Annotated in this window: 13 protein-coding genes; 9 read left to right on the top strand and 4 right to left on the bottom strand. The window is 58.1% G+C overall.

Annotation, left to right across the window (positions count from 1 at the left end; genetic code table 11):
* Nucleotides 1-29: 29 nt before the first annotated feature.
* From ACHZBS_RS01390 to ACHZBS_RS01375, 4 genes are all read right to left on the bottom strand, one after another.
* Complete coding sequence (locus tag ACHZBS_RS01390; protein WP_319404749.1) at nt 30-1,193, bottom strand: thiolase family protein; 1,164 nt, start codon at nt 1,191-1,193, stop codon at nt 30-32.
* 85 nt (nt 1,194-1,278) lie between these two features.
* Nucleotides 1,279-2,424, bottom strand: a complete 1,146-nt coding sequence (locus ACHZBS_RS01385; protein WP_319404748.1) for a thiolase family protein — start codon at nt 2,422-2,424, stop codon at nt 1,279-1,281.
* 35 nt (nt 2,425-2,459) lie between these two features.
* Nucleotides 2,460-2,921, bottom strand: coding sequence for a Zn-ribbon domain-containing OB-fold protein (locus ACHZBS_RS01380; RefSeq protein WP_319404747.1), 462 nt, complete (start codon nt 2,919-2,921; stop codon nt 2,460-2,462).
* A gap of 18 nt (nt 2,922-2,939) precedes the next feature.
* Nucleotides 2,940-4,739: a long-chain fatty acid--CoA ligase gene (locus tag ACHZBS_RS01375; protein ID WP_319404746.1), complete on the bottom strand. Its 1,800-nt coding sequence runs from the start codon at nt 4,737-4,739 to the stop codon at nt 2,940-2,942.
* Nucleotides 4,740-5,044: 305 nt separating this feature from the next.
* On the opposite strand from ACHZBS_RS01375, the gene ACHZBS_RS01370 reads away from it, so the two are divergent.
* From ACHZBS_RS01370 to ACHZBS_RS01330, 9 genes are all read left to right on the top strand, one after another.
* The gene (locus ACHZBS_RS01370) at nt 5,045-6,916 is read left to right on the top strand and encodes an acyl-CoA synthetase (protein ID WP_319404745.1); all 1,872 of its coding nucleotides are present in this window, start codon (nt 5,045-5,047) and stop codon (nt 6,914-6,916) included.
* A 118-nt stretch (nt 6,917-7,034) separates the two neighbouring features.
* The gene (locus ACHZBS_RS01365) at nt 7,035-7,838 is read left to right on the top strand and encodes an SDR family oxidoreductase (RefSeq protein WP_319404744.1); all 804 of its coding nucleotides are present in this window, start codon (nt 7,035-7,037) and stop codon (nt 7,836-7,838) included.
* Between the two features lie 66 nt (nt 7,839-7,904).
* The gene (locus ACHZBS_RS01360) at nt 7,905-8,708 is read left to right on the top strand and encodes an enoyl-CoA hydratase-related protein (RefSeq protein WP_319404743.1); all 804 of its coding nucleotides are present in this window, start codon (nt 7,905-7,907) and stop codon (nt 8,706-8,708) included.
* 319 nt (nt 8,709-9,027) lie between these two features.
* The gene (locus ACHZBS_RS01355; protein WP_319404742.1) at nt 9,028-9,408 is read left to right on the top strand and encodes a metalloregulator ArsR/SmtB family transcription factor; all 381 of its coding nucleotides are present in this window, start codon (nt 9,028-9,030) and stop codon (nt 9,406-9,408) included.
* Between the two features lie 159 nt (nt 9,409-9,567).
* On the top strand, nt 9,568-10,713 hold the full coding sequence (locus ACHZBS_RS01350) for an SO_0444 family Cu/Zn efflux transporter (RefSeq protein ID WP_319404741.1): 1,146 nt from the start codon (nt 9,568-9,570) through the stop codon (nt 10,711-10,713).
* Nucleotides 10,714-10,911: 198 nt separating this feature from the next.
* Complete coding sequence (locus ACHZBS_RS01345; RefSeq protein WP_319404740.1) at nt 10,912-11,148, top strand: FeoA domain-containing protein; 237 nt, start codon at nt 10,912-10,914, stop codon at nt 11,146-11,148.
* A 2-nt stretch (nt 11,149-11,150) separates the two neighbouring features.
* Nucleotides 11,151-13,358, top strand: coding sequence for a ferrous iron transport protein B (feoB, locus tag ACHZBS_RS01340; RefSeq protein ID WP_319404739.1), 2,208 nt, complete (start codon nt 11,151-11,153; stop codon nt 13,356-13,358).
* Nucleotides 13,359-13,415: 57 nt separating this feature from the next.
* Entirely contained in the window at nt 13,416-13,607 is a 192-nt protein-coding gene (locus tag ACHZBS_RS01335; protein WP_319404738.1) for a FeoB-associated Cys-rich membrane protein, read from the top strand.
* Nucleotides 13,608-13,820: 213 nt separating this feature from the next.
* A complete protein-coding gene (locus ACHZBS_RS01330; protein WP_319404737.1) occupies nt 13,821-14,828 on the top strand; it encodes a TAXI family TRAP transporter solute-binding subunit in 1,008 nt (335 codons plus the stop codon).
* The last annotated feature ends 19 nt before the right edge of the window (nt 14,829-14,847 follow it).

The raw sequence follows: 14,847 nt of genomic DNA, 5'->3' as shown, positions 1-14,847 counted from the left end.
CCTGAATCCCTTTATATGGAGTCCTGTTTTCAGAAATCCGGTTTCCTGCGGCCGTGGAGCAGGATGTCCGACCAGAAACATCCTCCGAAGCCGGTGCTCAGTGCCAGGTCCACATCCGGCACCTGGTGGCCTTCGGCTTTGCCCATTATCTGCAACGCCGCCTCGGCGCAGCGGATCAGGCCCGTGGCGCCGATGGGGTTGCAGGCAATCACCCCGCCGGAGGGGTTGATGGGGATCTCGCCGTCCATGTCCGTAGCCCCGCTCCAGACGAGCTCGGCTCCCTGGCCATATCCCGTCAGCCCCAGGTCCTCGATCCACATGATACCGGCAAAGGAGTAGGGCTGGTACAATTCGATAACCCCGATCTCCTTGGCCGGCTCGCGGATGCCCGCTTTGGCATAGATTTCCCGGGAGGCGGCGGCCAGGGAGTCCAATCGGCCGAAGTTGGCGTCTCCCAGGTAGGTGTAAGTGTGGCGGTTGGCCGTGGCCCAGATCCAGTCCGGCGTGGCGGTGATTTTTTCGGCGATGTGCTCGCCGGCCATGATCACGGCGCAGGCGCCGTCGGAGCGCGGACAGACATCCAGCAGATGAATAGGGTCGGCCAGCATGGGCGAGGCCAGTACCTCGTCGACGGTCACCTCCTTGCGCAGCTGGGTATAGGGATTGTTGCAGGCGTGTTTTCTGTCCCGCACCGACACGCGGGCCCCGTCCCGATCCGTTGCACTGTATCTGGCCATGTAGGCCTGGGCTTCGGCAGCCAGCCCCGAGATGGCCCCGGCGAAGACCAGGCGGTCCCAGACCGGATCGAAGGCCGTGGTGATGGCGCCGGTGGTGTCCGACTCCGAATTCTTCTCCCAGCCGATGACCAGCACCCGGTCAAACAGGCCTGAAGCGACCATGTGATAGCCGCCGATGGCCAGGGTGCTGCCGGTAGTGCCGCCGGTGGTGAGCTTGATCACCGGTTTCATGAATCCGCCGGAGCCGTCCACGCTCCAGCAGTCCACATAGTTGATTCCTTCGAAGTGGTCCATGTTGCCGATGACGATGGCATCGATATCGCGGATCGTCAGGTCTGCATCTACCAGCGCCCGCCCAACCGCCTCGTTGATCAGTTCCTGGCCGTTGACATCGGGGCGATGGCTTTTGTGAAAGGTCTGTCCGGTGCCCACGACGGCTACGCGTTGTTTGCCCATGGTTTCTCCTCTTTTCAAGCGGCTACGTGCAATGCCTCAATTCCAGATTCTTTCATTTTTCAATATGGAATTCTGTCTCGCGTCCTCAGGACTCGGCACTCAATACCCACACACAGTGCGACTGGCCGCACAATCCGTTGACGCCCTGGGCCACGCCCACGGTGGGATCCTTTGCCTGGGCGCCACCGGCCTCCCCGCGCAGCTGGCGGACCACCTCGGCCATGCGGATCAGACCGGCGGCGATCACCGGGTGGCCGCTCATCAGGCCGCCCGAGGCGTTGACCGGCAGCGTTCCGTCGATATCAAACACACCGGCTTCCAAAAGATGTCCCGCCTGGTTATCGGCGCACAATCCCATGGCCTCCAGCCACATCAGTTCCTGATACGTGAAGGCGTCGTAAAGCTCGGCTACATGGACCTGGGTGGCCGGATCGGTGATGCCGGCCATGTCAAAGGCTTTTTTGGCGGCCCGGGTCAGGGCGGCTGCCCGGGACAGGTCGCGGTCTCCCAGGTGAAAGGCATCTGTGCAAAATGCCGCCCCCTTGATCCACACGGGTGGCTTGGACGCTGTGCCCACGCGGTCTTTGGCGGCGATGATCATGGCGCAGCAGCCATCGGAGACCGGTGAGCAGTCCAGCTTGTGGAGCGGGTCGCAGATCATCTCCGAAGCCAGCACCTCTTCCACGGTTATTGCCATGGGCAGCTGGGCCTTGGGGTTGTGGCGGGCATTGCCGTGGTTTTTTACCGACACCCGAGCCAGCTGTTCGGGCGTGGTGCCGGTGCGGTGCATGTAGGCATTGGCCTGCATGGCGCAGGCGCTGACCATGTCCATGCCGATGGCCCGCTGGTAGATCGGGTCGAAGGCTGCATTGGTGATGAGGCTGGAGACGCTTTCCGAGCCCTTGCTGTGAGCTGTTACCAGGGTGGTGCCGTAGGAACCGGAAAGGATTCGGGCCAGCCCGTAAAACGCGCCGAAGGTGCCGTCTCCTTCCACGCAGGAGACATTTTTTTCCCGGGCGCCGCTGGCATCGCTCACCGCCATGCAGCTGATGGTTCGCCCGTCCCAGAAGTCGTTGGAGGTAGTGACCACGTTGTCGATGTCGTCGATGGTCATGCCTGCGTCGGCCAGGGCCAGATTGACCGCCTCCCAGACCATGTCGGCAAATCCGTCGCGAATCTTGTTTTTTTCGATGGCGGTCATACCTACGCCTACAATTGCTGCGCTATCCATAGGGGTCCTCATTAATTCAAGGTCATGGGTAGAAGTTAGTTTGTCGGCACAAAGTGGGAAATGGCCATGATTGTCGCCCCCGCGTCCCAGGAAAAACAGGCCCGGACGCGCATGCCGATGGTGACCGCCGCGGGATCGACCCGGTCGATGGTGTGCAGCAGCGCCGTGTCCGCACCGTCCAGCCGGATCAGGGCGAAGATCACCGGAACCTTTTTGACAAGGGCCGCCAGCTGCCGTCTGGCCACGCTGAAAGCGACCACGGTGCCCTGGTCGGAAACGGCGGTCCAGGTTTGGTTTTCCGTAAAACAGGCCGGGCAGGTTTTTCGCGGCGGCACAGTGACGCGGGCGCAGTGTTCACAACGGGTCCCCATGATTGTCTGCTCGTCGCGCAGGGTTTTGAGAAAGCGCCCGGCTGTGTCGCCTGCCCACCAGGTGTAGGGTACGCTGATCTGGCTGTGGTGGACCATGGGTTCGATGTGTTTCAGTGAATTATTCATCCGACAGTCTCCTTGAAATCATGCATCCGCATACATGGACGCGATCAGATCGGCGTGCTGTTCATGGATCACGTTGCGCTTGATTTTCATGGATGGGGTCAGTTCTCCCGTTTCCTGGGAGAACTCCTTTTTGATGATCCGGTAACGCTTGATGGTTTCAAACCGGGCCAGGTGGCTGTTTCGTTCGGCCACGTGAGTCTCGATAATTTGGAGAAATTCCGGATGGTCCAGAAGGTCGGTGGGCGCGTCGACGGCGATGCCCTGCCTTTCGGCCAGAAGCTGGGCCTGATCCAGGTTGATGGTCAGCAGGGCGCTTAAAAATTTTCGCCGTTCGCCAATAACGATAAAGTGGGTGAACAGCGGATCGCTTAAAAACAGATTCTCGATTTTCTGGGGAGCGATGTTTTTGCCGCCGGAGGTAATAATCAGGTTTTTCTTACGGTCGGTGATGGTCAGAAAACCGGCATCATCAAATGCCCCGATATCTCCGCTTTTCAGAAATCCGTCGTCGGTAAATGCCTCGGCGGTTTCCTGCGGCATCTTCCAATAGCCTTTAAATACATTGTCCCCGCGGATGAGGATTTCGCCATCGTCGGCAAGCTTGATCTCGACCCCCGGCAGCGCTTTTCCCACTGTGCCGATACGATAATCGGCCAGGTTGCTCATGGTGGCCGGAGCAAAACATTCGGTCATGCCATAGCCTTCCACCACCTGGATTCCGGCGGCGTTAAAGAAGAGTACGATGTCCCGGGCGGTGGGTGCACCGGAAGCGGTCATCCATCGCACCCGTCCTCCCAGCGCCTGGCGCAGCTTCTTGAAAATCAGGGCGAAAGCCAGTTTGTACTTCAGCTTCAGCAGCGTCGGCACGGGCTTTTTCTCTTCCCGCAGCGTCGAGATGCGCGCGCCGATGGCATGCCCCCAGTCAAAGATCTTCCGGCGCCAGGGGGGTTGCTGTTCCACCTGCATGAGGATCTTCTGATATACTTTCTCGCATACCCGTGGAACGGCAAGAATAATCGTTGGGCGTTTCTCACCAAAATCGTCAAGCACGCTGTTGACGCTTTCGGCATACGAGGAGGTGATTCCTTTATACATGCCGTAAAAATGACCGGCGGCCCGTTCGAACACGTGGCTCAAGGGCAGAAAGGGCACTGCCTGGTCCGTATCGTTGGCAAATTCGGGTCTGATCCGATCCAGGGCACCGATGACGGCCATGACATTTTTATGGGTGATCATGGCACCTTTGGGTACACCGGTGGTTCCCGAGGTGTAGACGATGGTCGCCAGATCCTCCGGCGACACGCGGTCGGCCATGGTTTCGAAGGCTTTCGCGTCAGCCTGGTGAGCGTCCCTGCCGGTCTGCATCAATTCAGCGAAAGCAATCAGGTTTGAAAGGCTGGGCGTGTCGGGATCCATGACCACGATCGTTTCCAGGGACGGGCATTTGTCTGCCGCGTAAAGGGCTTTCTCCACCTGCAGCGGGTTTTCCACCACCAGCACCCTGACCCCGGCGTTATCGACGATGTAGGCGACCTCTTCATCGGTGAGGGTGGTGTAGATGGGTACCAGGCAGGCACCGATGCCCAGGGCGCCCATATCCGTGTAGAGCCACTCCAGGCGGTTCTCGGAGAGCAGGGCCACCCGGTCACCCTTTTCAACCCCAAGGGCGGCCAGACCCAGTCCCACCGCACGGGAGCGATCATAATACTCGATCCAGGAAGCCCTGTCCCAGCGGCCGTTGCGCTTTTTTTCCACAGCCAGGCGGTTTTGGTACGTTCGGGTTCGATTTCGAAAGACGTGATTGATGGTCTTTTCCATGGCAGCTCCCTTGTATCGCCCTTCCCACGAAGGGGTTATGGCATTCGGTGCCGAAAAACGCCCGATTCTGCGTTACGCATAATCCCTCGCCAATCGCTCAAATCTGCGCAATGAAAGTTCAAAGAATGAAGTATGTTCGAAATTATAATTAAGTTCAAAAACAACTTGACTTCCTTTAGGGGATTATCTAATAAAAGTCAACAATCAATTGAAGCTTATTCAGGATTATAACTTGATTCAAAATCAAGCGATGATTAACGGTGGAACCCAACAAACCCAACAACTCTATCCCCCACGAGGACACTATGGCGGAAACGTTTGCCGTTGCAGGAATGAAGGATATCGAGGCCATTGAAACGGTCCCGTTTCAGGACCGGGTGGCGGAATCCAACACCTATGCCGTTTTAGAAAAAGGGGCCGCCATCAATCCCGAAGCGGTGGCCATCAGCTTTCTGATGAGCGGCGACACCTGGGACCAACCCATGCGGATCACTTACGGAAACCTGATCCGCAACATTCGCCGATGCGCCAACATGTTCCACGATCTGGGCATCGGACCGCAGGACGTGGTGACTTATCTGTTGCCCAACCTCCCCCAGACGCATTATGTGCTCTGGGGTGCGGAAGCAGCCGGCATCGTCAATCCCATCAATCCCCTGCTGGAGCCGTCCACGATCCGGGATATCTGCCGGGCGGCCGGTACGCGGGTGCTGGTGGCTCTGGGGGAACTTCCGGGGAGCGACATCTGGCAGAAGGTCGTCGCCATCAAGGACGACATTCCCACACTCGAGCATGTGATCTGTGTCATGGGGCCGGGCGACGGCAACCGCGTCCACCGCTTCGATCAGCTGATAGAGAAGTATCCCGGCGATCGCCTGGCCTTTGTCAGAACCATTGCCTCTGACGATGTCTCGTCCCTGTATCACACCGGCGGTACCACCGGAACGCCCAAGCTGGCCCGCCGAACCCATTTCAACGAAGTGGTCATGGGGTGGATGATCCGGACCATGGGCGGCATGGGCAGCCACACGACGGTGCTTTGCGGTCTGCCCTTGTTTCATGTCAATGGTACCACGGTTACCGGCATATCCCCATTTTCACTGGGTGCCCACGTGGTCATGCTTTCACCCAAAGGATACCGGGACCCGTCGATCATTAAAAACTTTTACAAGATCGTGGAACGTTACCGGGCTAACTTCTTTTCGGCCGTTCCCACGGTGCTGGCTACGCTCATGGATATTCCGGTGGGCGATGCCGACATCGCTTCCCTGCAGTATGCCATCTGCGGGGCGGCACCGTTGAGCGTGGAGATGTTCAAACGGTTCGAGTCCCACACGGGGATGAAAGTGCTTGAAGGATACGGGCTCACCGAAGGGGCATGCGCCTCGTCCATCAACCCCCGGGAGGGAGAGCGCAAAGTGGGCAGCATCGGCATCCGCATGCCCTACCAGCAGATGAAGGTCGTCATCGTTGACGAGAATGGCGGTTATGTGCGGGATGCAGCGGTGGGTGAGATCGGTGCCATCGCCATCGCCGGTCCCAACGTGTTCAAGGGCTATGTTGAGAAAACACATAACCACGGCATCTGGGTCCAGGATGGCTGGTTCAATACCGGCGACCTGGGGCGTATGGATGCGGATGGCTACTTCTGGCTGACCGGCCGCAAAAAGGAACTGATTATTCGCGGCGGTCACAACATCGATCCGGCGAGCATCGAAGAGGTGTTGTACCGGCTGCCCGATGTCCAGGTGGCGGCAGCCGTTCCCCAACCCGATCCCCATGCCGGCGAGGTGCCCGTGGCCTACGTGCAACTGGCGGCCGGCAGTACGATGACCGAGGCGCAGCTCCTTGACTACGCGAGAAAGAATATCGGGGAGCGAGCCGCCGTGCCCAAAGCCATTTATATCATCGAAACCTTACCCCTGACGCCGGTGGGCAAGATTTTCAAGCCGGCCCTGCGCTGGAATGTGATCGAAAAGATCTATCAAAAAGAACTGACGGCCCTGGGTGGGATGGCCGAGGACGTGTCCGTCTCCGCAGGCGAAGACAAGCTTTACGGTACCCGGGTGGCCATCCGGGTGACGCCTGCCGCCGGGGCGTCGGAAAAAGAGATCCAGGAGAAGATCGCGGAGATTTTTGCCCGCTATACATTGAAAATGTCCATAGAGATCGGCTGAGCCCATTGCTCAAGACGGTTGTACCGCGCGGCTTCCATCTGACGCTCTCCTTGCCATGGGATTCTCTCCGGTGGAAGCCGCGCGGCTCTTTTACGCCTCATTTGGGGAGCCCTGAACGATGAAATCGCTCGCAGGCAAGAACGTGGTAATCACCGGCGGCGGCGCCGGCATCGGGCGGGAGATGGCCATTGGGTTTGCCCGTGAAAAGGCTAACCTGGCGATTCTCGATCTCAACGGCGAGACGTTGAAGGCGGTTGTGGACCCGCTGTCAACCGAAGGCCTCCATATCCGGGGGTACCAATGCGATGTCGCCGATCCCCGCATGGTCGAGCAGGTGGCCGCCCGGATTGGCGAGGATTTTTCGACCATCGATATCCTGGTCAACAACGCCGGCATCGTGGTGGGCAAACCCGCGGCCGAAGTCTCCTACGCGGAACTGCGCCGCATCGTGGACATCAACCTGCTGGGGGTGATGTGGATGACCCGCCAGTTCCTCGGCGATATGATGGCCCGAAACAGCGGACACATCGTCAACCTCGCCTCGGCCGGGGGATTGCTGGCCGTGCCTCTGCTTGCCGATTACAGCGCCACCAAGTTTGCCGTGGTAGGCTATTCCGACGCCCTGCGCATGGAGATGAAAAAATTCGGCTGCTCCGGCGTAAAGGTTTCCTGCATCTGCCCGTCGGTGATCGACACCGGCATGTTTGCCGGATTCACACCGCCGCTGTTCAATCCGCTGCTGCAGCCGCGCGACGTCGCCCGCACGATCATCGAGGCGGTGAAACGGGAAAAGGACTACCTGAAAATGCCCTTTATGGTGAAGCTGCTGCCTATGTTCAAGGTGCTGCCCGCATCCTGGGTCGACCGGCTGGTGGCCCTGACCGGCGTCAACCGGGGCATGGATCATTTCGTAGGACACTGAGGACGGTGAATGGTGAAACTTTGAACTCAACAAATCCAATAAACCCAACAAGCACGGGAGACCCCCATGGCACTGATTTATGAGAAGAGAAATCATATTGCTTACATCACCCTCAACCGCCCCCAGTCCCACAACGCCATCGATCCGGAGACGGTGGTCGAACTGGTGGACGCCTGGCAGGATTTCAGCCAGGACCGGGAACTGCGCTGCGCCATTCTCACCGGGGCCGGCGAACAGAGTTTCTGCGCCGGAGCGGACCTGGGCAAACTGATTCCCTTGTGGACCGGAGCCCGCCAGGCGATAACCGATGCCGATCAAAAGGTTCAGGCCAACCCCCTGTTGGCCCAGCAGGCGCTGTTGCGGGATTTCCCGCTGACCAAACCGGTGATCGCCGCCATCAACGGCAATGCCATCGCCGGCGGGTTCGAGATTCTCTACAACACCGATATCCGGATCGCCGCGGAAAATGCCCGGTTCGGCCTTCAGGAGGTCAAGTGGTCCATTGTGCCGGCCGGCGGCTCCACCGTGCACCTGGCGCGCCAGATGCCCTATGCCCGGGCCATGGAGATGTTGCTCACCGGCGAACTGATCGATGCGCGGCAGGCCATGGAATATGGTTTCATCAACCAGGTGGTGCCTCGGGATCAGGTGATGGCAGCGGCTGAACGCTATGCCGCCATCATCGCCAAAAACGGGCCCCTGGCCGTGGCCGCGGTAAAGCAAGCGGTCCTGGAAAACTCGGGAAAGGATGTGCCTGCCGCCCTAGCCCGGGAGATGGAGCTTTCCATCCCGGTCTTCTTAAGCCAGGACGCCCAGGAAGGCCCCCGGGCTTTCAAGGAGAGACGGGAACCGGTGTACAAGGGCAAATAAAGCACCGGTGCTGTGATTGCACCGCAAGACGTCGATGTTGCATGAACGGCAAAAGAGAATTCCTTTCCCGTCAGTCATCTCAAATGAAGCGCCTATTCGATGGTTCATATGGCCCTAAAAAAGGGTTTGATTCCCCGTCTTTAATCAATGGTTAGTCGAACTTTTTGAACACCTCCCACTTAACGGGCATGACTTGCAAGAACCTCACTGCCGTTTTGACGGTTACCCGCACTGATACATCGCCATCAGATGCTTGACAAACCCGCAATAGATTTTATATATGAGCATATATACATATAAATATCCGACAGGAGATCGAATGGTTAAAAATAAGGCGATTGTCCCGTGCCAGAATGAAACCTGCGATGTGCGCGTGGTGCATTTGGAGCGGGTGGCCCGTGCAAGGGCCGAGACCATCGCGGAAAAGGACCTGGAGCGGCTGGCCCTGACCTACAAGATCATGGGCGACCCCACGCGGCTCAGGATCATTCTGGCCCTGCGGGGCGGGGAGATGTGCGTCTGCGACATCGCCGCTTTCGTGGGCCTGAGCGAATCAGCCGTCTCCCATCAGCTCAGGCGCCTGCGGGAACTATCCCTGGTCAGTTCCCGCCGTGACGGGCAGATCCTTTACTACTCTCTGGACGACGCCCATGTGCTGGATCTGGTTACCGTGGGATTGACCCACATCGGGGAATCGTAAGTGTTAAGGCCTGACAAGCCGTCATCACTCGCATGCTTTCCGGCCCTTCAAAACAGATAACAAAGTTGGGAATTAAGGGATTACGGCATTGGAAAAGGAGTGGAGCGGGTTCCAGATGTGGTCGGCTTTCCAATGGCTATCTAATAGGGACGATAAACAATGAACCTGCTGCTCAACATTCTACTCCAATCCTGGAACCTCTTGCTCGAATCGTCGGTATTCATCCTTTTCGGGCTTCTCGTCAGCGGTCTGCTGCGGGTCTTTCTCAACCCGGGTTCAGTTTCCCGGCATCTGGGTCGGGGCCGCTTCAAGTCGGTATTCAAGGCCTCGCTCCTGGGTATCCCCATCCCGCTATGCTCCTGTGGCGTGCTGCCGGCAGCGGCCGCTTTGAAGAAGCAGGGGGCCAGCAACGGCGCCGTGACCTCGTTTCTGATTTCAACGCCGGAATCCGGCGTGGATTCCATTGCCATCACCTATGCCTTGATGGACCCCATCATGACCGTGGTGCGGCCGGTGGCCGCCTTTTTCACTGCCTTTGCCGCCGGCATCACCGAGAACCTGCTGGGAAATCCAGAACCGGCCCGCTCCATCGTGCCGGACCTTTCCTGCCCGGTGGACGGCTGCTGCGATGGAAAAAACTGCTCACCGGAAGTCCATCGCAACCACCACCGTTTTGATGAAAAAATATCGGCCGGTTTCCGTTTCGCCTTTACCGATGTGTGGGGGGATTTGGCCGTGTGGTTTCTGTTCGGCCTGCTGCTGTCCGGAATCATAACCGTACTGATCCCTGAATCGCTCTTCAGCCGGTACATGGGCGGCGGTTTCGGCGCCATGTTGATCATGCTGGGGGCAGGTATTCCCATCTATATCTGTGCCACGGCGTCGACACCCATTGCCGCAACCCTGATCCTGCAGGGTGTCAGCCCCGGTGCCGCCTTGGTATTCCTGATGACCGGGCCGGCCACGAATGCCGCCTCCCTGACCGTGCTGGTCCGGATGTTGGGAAAACGGGCCACGGGCATCTATCTGGCAGCCATTGCGATTTGCGCCGTGGGCTTCGGTCTGCTGGTGGACTGGATTTATGCCGCCATGGGCGTCTCGGCGCGGTCCATGGTGGGACAGGCCGGAGAAGCCATACCGCATGCGGTTGAACTGACCGGTGCCATCCTCATCCTGGTTTTGTCGGTGAAGCCGGTGTGGCGGTTTATGCGCGACCGCATTTTAAGACCGGGATCGACCGGCGACGCGTCGGCAACAGGGACCCCGGCCATCGATGCACCGGAACCCTGTGCCGGCAGCACCTGAGGGTGCAGTCATTGACCCGTGGGGCCAGTTAACAGAGAACAGAGGACTGAAGTCGGCGAACGGTGGGGACATCCAACGCCGGATCCAGTTTCCGACTTCAGGCATTTGAGTCCCGTATTTTTCTATTGACACCTTTGAAAGTTTGGACTACCTAACTTTTTACGAAGGTTATAATTTTTTATGTATTTTGGAGCTCCAATGCCAACGATCAACATTCGTAACATGCGGGTTAACCAGGAAGGAACCATCGCCAGCGTCAAGGTCGGCGGTGAACTGGGGCGTCGGCTCCGGGATATGGGCCTGGTGCCGGGTACCGCAATCAAGATTCAGGGCCGGGCACCGCTTTACGATCCGGTGGCATTGCGGCTCAAGGGCTTTACCCTTACCCTTCGAAATAATGAAGCTGATCTCATCGACGTCGAGGTAAACGGATAACAATGACTTTTTGCGTTGCACTGGGTGGCAATCCCAACGCCGGGAAGACCACCCTTTTTAATGCCCTTACCGGCTCCCGGCAGCATGTGGGCAACTATCCCGGTGTTACGGTGGACCGCAAGGAAGGTCGCTATGTGCAAAACGGCCACGATATGCATATCGTGGATCTTCCCGGCACCTATTCACTCACCGCCTACAGCGTCGAAGAGGTGGTGGCCCGTGATTTTTTGGTCAACGAACGCCCCCGGGTGACGATCAACATCGTCGACGCATCCAATCTGGAACGCAACCTTTACCTGACCATCCAGTTCCTGGAACTGGGTATTCCCACCTGCGTGGCCTTGAACATGATCGACGTGGCCAGGGGGCGGGGCATTGAGATCGACCATAAGAAACTCTCCCGCCTGCTCGGGGTGCCGGTCGTCCCCATTGTAGCCCGTTCCGGTTTTGGGAAAAAGACCCTGATGGATGCCGTGGAAACGGTTGCCGACGCGCCTGGTCCTCAACCCCTGCGGGTTTCCTATGGCTCCGATCTGGAAACCGCCATCCAGGAGATGGAAAAGGTGATCACCGGGGGGAATTTTCTTACGGACCTGTACCCGTCGCGCTGGATTGCCATCAAGTATCTGGAAAACGACGAACAGATTCTTGAAAAGGGAAGGGGAACAGACCCGCAGATCGCCGACCAGTTGGAGACCGTCACCCGAAAGGTGGGCGCGCACATCGAAGAGACCCTGGAAACCTATCCGGAAGCCATGATCGCCGATCACCGGTACGGCTTCATCAGTTCCATGCTCAAGCAGGGAGTGATCAAGGAACTCCATGATCGGAACCGGCTATTTCTCTCCGACCGCATCGACAAAGTCCTGGTAAACCGTTTTGCCGGACCCATCATCATGCTCTTGGTACTCATGGGCTTGTACCAATTTGTTTTCACTTACAGCGAACTGCCCGTCGCCTGGTGCGAGAAGGCCTTTGAATGGCTTTCCGATCTGGTGTCCGCGACGCTGCCCGACGGCCTGCTCAGGTCACTAATCGTCTCCGGCGTTATCGACGGGGTGGGCGGTGTGCTCGGTTTCGTACCGTTGATTATGTTCATGTTCTTCGGCATTGCCGTGCTTGAAGATTCGGGATACCTGGCGCGGGTGGCCTTCATGCTGGATCGGGTGTTTCAGATTTTCGGGCTGCATGGCAGTTCGGTGATGGCCTACATTGTTTCCGGCGGGATTGCCGGCGGCTGTGCAGTCCCCGGCGTGATGGCCACCCGGACCCTGAGGTCCCCCAAAGAGCGGATCGCCACTTTGCTTACGGCGCCGTTCATGAACTGCGGCGCCAAGCTGCCCGTATTTGCCCTGCTCATCGCCGCCTTTTTTCCCCACAGCCGGGCATGGATGATGTTTACGCTCACCCTGATCTCCTGGGGCGGCGCCCTGCTGGCGGCCAAGTTTCTGCGGATGACCGTGGTCAAAGGTGCGTCCACGCCCTTTGTCATGGAATTGCCGCCTTACCGCCTGCCGACCTTCCGGGGGCTGATGATTCATACCTGGGAACGGACCTGGCAGTATGCGAAAAAGGCCGGGACGGTGATTCTGGGAATCTCTGTGCTGCTTTGGGCAGCCATGACCTTTCCGCGCCTGCCGGATGCGCAGATTGAAACCTATGACGCCCAGCGCAGCGAGATCGTGTCGGCGGCGTCACCTCAGGCGGTTGATGAACTGGAGACAGCAACGGGGGGGGCGCCCCACTCGGCTGCCGCCGTTGAATTGAAGGCTGACCTGCTTGCCGTGAATGCCCGGCAGGCGGGTTCCGCCCTGCGCCACTCGCTGGCCGGCCGCATTGGCACCGGCATCGAATCCGTCACCCGCTGGGCCGGCTTCGACTGGCGCACCAACATTGCCCTGATAGGTGGTTTTGCAGCCAAGGAGGTGATCGTCTCCACCCTGGGCACCGCCTATTCACTGGGTACGGTGGACGTCGAAGCCACGGATTCCCTGGCTGCCAAGCTGGCCGCCGAACCGGGGTGGCGCATTCTTACCGCCTGGAGCCTGATTATCTTCGTGATGTTTTACGCCCCCTGTTTTGTCACGGTGGTCTGTATTGCCCGGGAATCCTCGTGGAAATGGGGCGCATTTTCCATGGTTTTCAACACATCCCTGGCCTTTTTTCTGGCCGTGGCGGTCTACCAGGCAGGTACTGCCCTCGGATACTGATGCCTTCGCACCGATTACTGGCATCGGCCCCAACGCCAAGCAATACAAAGGTATAAAATGATGGAAACATTGATTGTCATTGTGATTGTCGCTGCTGCTGCCGTCTATGTAGGACGGATCTTTTATAAAGGATTCAGGCAAAAGGACGGTTGTAACTGCGGCTGCACCTGCTGCAGTATCTCCGATTCATGCAGCCAACCGGCGGCCGGCAGCGCGCATGACGCCGCCCCGGCCCAAAAAGATCGTTAAGCCGCTTCAACCATCCGTCTGCTATTTAATGCAACCGGAGAGCTGGGTTTAATGCTGGTTTTAATATTGACTCCGGATTTTGACTCTTCTATCATCAACCACTCAATATCCAGCACAACGACATGCCGGCGTTGGCGGCACTTTCGATCCCGAATCTGAAATGATGAGCGATCCTTCCGCCGGTAAAGCGATTCCGGCAAAGAGGCATGGTCCATGGACAAACGCGTAATCGTGATGGCGTGGTTGATGGTGATGGTCCTGATTGGCTCCCTGCCTGCCAAGGCGGCCGAGGATGAACAGGACTTTCTGGGTATCATCACCGGGGACGTGAAAAGCACCGCACATCAGATCGGCATGGATATAAAAACGCTGGTCAAGCTTAACAACATTCATCTGGCGGTATTCAATTCGAACGGGTCTGTCGAAAACATCTACGCCGTTTACCAGCGCCCCGGCAATCATTTGGGGCTGGTGCAGTCCGACGTGCTGGCCTTTGTGGCCAAGGTAAAAAGCGACCCACGGCTCAAGTTTATTGCAGAAAAAATCAAATGGGTCTTTCCTTTGTACAACCAGGAGATTCACCTCCTTGGCAAAGAGGAGATCCACAGCTTTACCGATCTTGACGGCAAGCGGGTGGCCATCGGCAACTTAGAGAGCGGCAGCTATCTGACCAGCCGGCTGCTTTTTGAGATTTCGGGTGTCCGGCCCCGGCAGATGATGGCCATCGGTAATTCCCTGGCTCTGGAGGCGCTTAAAGCGGGCAGCCTCGATGCCATGATAACCGTAGACGGATTTCCTGTGGAACGTCTGGCGCTGGAGGTTTCCGTTTCAGACGCGCTTCACCTGGTTCCTATCACCGATGACAAAATACGTGCCTTCTACCCGACATCCCGGATTCCCGCGGGCACCTACCCCTGGCAGGTGGCCGATGTGGATACCGTGTCGGTCAAGGCTGTTCTGGTGGCTTACGATTTCCGCAACCACCATTGCGACACCATCGGGAATGTCGCCCGGTTGATCTCGGAAAACCTGGACTGGCTTCGATTCAACGGCCATCCCAAATGGAATTCGGTGGATCTGAACGAACCGGTGAATGGGTGGGAACAGTATACCTGCGTGAAAAATTACACGCCTGCCACCATCGAAGCAGAAACCGAATCATCGCCTGTCCGGAAGCCCAACCCGGTGGCCGATGCCATCGAGGCGGTCTTTCGCCCCTGACCCGCCGAAACGGAAACGA

Origin of the sequence: uncultured Desulfosarcina sp., from assembly GCF_963664155.2 — a bacterium.
Classification (GTDB): domain Bacteria; phylum Desulfobacterota; class Desulfobacteria; order Desulfobacterales; family Desulfosarcinaceae; genus Desulfosarcina.
The sequence above is the reverse complement of the archived record's forward strand: the minus strand, read 5'-3'. Positions and strand labels throughout refer to the sequence as shown.

Bases quoted from the DNA above. Each gene is read 5' to 3' on its own strand.
- ACHZBS_RS01375 (WP_319404746.1), bottom strand. From the start codon at position 4,739: ATGGAAAAGACCATCAATCACGTCTTTCGAAATCGAACCCGAACGTAC.
- ACHZBS_RS01355 (WP_319404742.1), top strand. From the start codon at position 9,028: ATGGTTAAAAATAAGGCGATTGTCCCGTGCCAGAATGAAACCTGCGAT.
- ACHZBS_RS01350 (WP_319404741.1), top strand. From the start codon at position 9,568: ATGAACCTGCTGCTCAACATTCTACTCCAATCCTGGAACCTCTTGCTC.
- feoB (WP_319404739.1), top strand. From the start codon at position 11,151: ATGACTTTTTGCGTTGCACTGGGTGGCAATCCCAACGCCGGGAAGACC.
- ACHZBS_RS01370 (WP_319404745.1), top strand. From the start codon at position 5,045: ATGGCGGAAACGTTTGCCGTTGCAGGAATGAAGGATATCGAGGCCATT.
- ACHZBS_RS01345 (WP_319404740.1), top strand. From the start codon at position 10,912: ATGCCAACGATCAACATTCGTAACATGCGGGTTAACCAGGAAGGAACC.
- ACHZBS_RS01380 (WP_319404747.1), bottom strand. From the start codon at position 2,921: ATGAATAATTCACTGAAACACATCGAACCCATGGTCCACCACAGCCAG.
- ACHZBS_RS01330 (WP_319404737.1), top strand. From the start codon at position 13,821: ATGGACAAACGCGTAATCGTGATGGCGTGGTTGATGGTGATGGTCCTG.
- ACHZBS_RS01390 (WP_319404749.1), bottom strand. From the start codon at position 1,193: ATGGGCAAACAACGCGTAGCCGTCGTGGGCACCGGACAGACCTTTCAC.
- ACHZBS_RS01335 (WP_319404738.1), top strand. From the start codon at position 13,416: ATGATGGAAACATTGATTGTCATTGTGATTGTCGCTGCTGCTGCCGTC.
- ACHZBS_RS01360 (WP_319404743.1), top strand. From the start codon at position 7,905: ATGGCACTGATTTATGAGAAGAGAAATCATATTGCTTACATCACCCTC.
- ACHZBS_RS01365 (WP_319404744.1), top strand. From the start codon at position 7,035: ATGAAATCGCTCGCAGGCAAGAACGTGGTAATCACCGGCGGCGGCGCC.
- ACHZBS_RS01385 (WP_319404748.1), bottom strand. From the start codon at position 2,424: ATGGATAGCGCAGCAATTGTAGGCGTAGGTATGACCGCCATCGAAAAA.